The organism is Desulfonatronospira sp. MSAO_Bac3 (assembly GCF_003838035.1).
GTDB lineage: Bacteria > Desulfobacterota > Desulfovibrionia > Desulfovibrionales > Desulfonatronovibrionaceae > Desulfonatronospira > Desulfonatronospira thiodismutans.
The window spans coordinates 1-1,911 of record NZ_QYZY01000253.1; the positions used below are offsets into that span (position 1 = coordinate 1).

At 47.0% G+C, this 1,911-nt stretch carries 1 protein-coding gene; it reads right to left on the bottom strand.

All coding sequences use genetic code 11. The features are described 5' to 3' along the window. On the bottom strand, positions 1–1,508 hold a 1,508-nt coding region (locus D5S03_RS08860), incomplete at its 3' end, for a glycosyltransferase family 4 protein (protein WP_287043563.1). Between the last annotated feature and the right edge of the window lie 403 nt (positions 1,509–1,911).

Genomic DNA, 1,911 nt, shown 5'->3' on the forward strand with positions numbered 1-1,911 from the left:
CTATACTTGTCCTTATCAGACACCAAATCCAGGATACGTTCAGACATGCTGTTTGTATCCCCATAAGGGATAATAAAGCCGTTAACACCATGCTCAATTTTATCCCAGTTAGCCCCATAATCAAACTCTATGCACGGTAACCCACACGCCATTGCCTCTATAGTCACGCTGCCGAATGTTTCGGCCTTGGAGGGAAAGAGGAAGATGTCACAGCTTTGATACAGTTTGTTAATCTGGTAATAATCAACTTTACCAGTCTGTACAAAGTTATCTGATATCCCCAGCTGTCTGGCATGCTTTTTTAGGTCAACACCGTTTTCCTGTTGCCCGGCATGAATTAAAGTCATATCTGGATTTTGCTTTAGGGCCAGAGCAAAAGCTTCCAACCCCAGGTGGAAAGACTTCTTTTTGTTATTTCTGCCCACCATAAGAATTTTAAAATGCTTCCTGGGTATATTGAACTTATTTGATACCCAGTTGTTCTTCTCAGGGTTGAAGTACTCTGTATCCACACCGTTATTTATTACTTCGACGGGAATTGATGAGTCTATTTCCTGTATCTCTTTTTTGACATGACTGCTTATGGCAATACAGGCATCAACTCTTCGCAAATTATCGCAAATCACTTTGTCTTTTTCCGGGTCCAGCCTCCATCCGTACCCGACCTCTGCATCTTTCTGAATATCTAAGCCGTGTGTTCTTAAGATAACCGGCACCCCAAACTTTTCTTTCAGCTTCAGTGCGATACTTGCCGCCTGCCAGGCAGATTGGACCAGGATAACGTCAAATTTATTTTGCTGATGTATTCTGCTGAAGTTCCTGGCCAGGTCATCTACTTTTTCAAAGCGTATAAGCTGATAATCGGCATCAATTTCTTTGTAGTTGCTTTTATATTCAGGAGCAAAGAGGCTGATATTATGACCTTTTTTAGTGAACTCTGTAGCCAGATTATGAAAAAACATCTCCATGCCAGCCTGGGCAGGCCAGAAAAAAGGAGTGATCATGGCAATATTTAAACATTCTGTTTGAGGTGGCTTTTCATCTTTCAGGATCAATCTAGCTTCGCTGTATTGATCGACAGGTTTGTCAATGTTTGAATATCTTTCGCTTTCATCAACTTTTGTTGAGTGAGTGCTGTGAACATCTCTATTTACCACATCTTCCCCGCAGCATTTCTTGACTTTTTTGCCTGAACCGCAGGGGCATTTGGCGTTGCGGCCGATTTTTTTGGCTTGAGACTTAGGCTGGGGGGGCGTCTCAGGATCTGCGGGGGCTGAAGGGGCTTGTTGTCCCTGTGTATCTGAAATTGATTGAGAGGGTTCTTTGGCTTTTTCCAGGGCGGACCTGAGCCAGCCGGCCAGGGTGTCCTGTACGGGCTGGTGGTCGAAGTCGCCTGATGGAGGAAGAAATGGGCGGTCCAGGGGGATATTGTCATTGTGGGCCAGGTTTTTAAGGAGCAGGTCTGCAATGTATGCGGCCTGGTCGGTCTGACCCAGGGCTCTTAGCACCCGGATCAGGGCCAGGTCGGTGGTTATGTGCTCATCACCGCTGTTTTTAAGGGCAGCCAGGTTTTTGCGGCTTTGCTGCAGGAGTTCGTGGCGTCTGGAATCGGAGGTGCCCTGGTCCATGGCCAGTATGTAGTCGTTTAAGGCCTGTTCGTAGTCAGGGTCGAACATGGTCGCCTGCCACTGCATGTACAGGTCCCGGGCGTAGGGCAGGGTGGCGGTGTAGGCTTGCCAGGTGGTCCTTGGGTACTGGTTGGTGGTCATGGTTTTGCCTCTTTTGTGGTCTTGTGTCATTTATTTGGCGTGTTGACAAGAAAATTTTGCTTGTTTTGTATGTTTTTGGTGGGGGATGCAAGGGGTGTGCCGGAAGAAGGCATGGGGCATAGGGCAAAGGGCATGGTGCATA